Source organism: Planococcus sp. RAB007_Raresut, from assembly GCF_057369535.1.
Genome location: NZ_JBXYIF010000094.1, coordinates 1 through 277 on the forward strand (window position 1 = coordinate 1; position 277 = coordinate 277).

Consider the following 277-nt stretch of genomic DNA (forward strand, 5'->3'; position numbering starts at 1 on the left):
TTGGATGAAGTGTTTTTACACGACCATCCATCATTTCAGGAAAACCTGTATGTTCAGAAACTTCTACGACAGCGATATTGTTGTCTTTAAGCAACTTATAAGTACCGCCTGTAGATAAAATTTCTACCCCGAGAGCTGCAAGATTTTGAGCAAATTCAACGATTCCAGTTTTGTCTGAAACAGAGATTAACGCACGTTTGATAGTCATGATTTAAGTCAACAGTTTGAAGTCTACAGATTAAAACAAATAGGCATAAAAAATGCCCACGAGAACGTG

1 pseudogene is annotated in these 277 nt (G+C 37.2%); it reads right to left on the minus strand.

Features of this window, described 5'->3' with window-relative positions:
• Nucleotides 1-208 (minus strand): annotated as a pseudogene (purH, locus tag AC2Q9J_RS17875) (bifunctional phosphoribosylaminoimidazolecarboxamide formyltransferase/IMP cyclohydrolase); the annotation flags it as partial.
• Between the last annotated feature and the right edge of the window lie 69 nt (nt 209-277).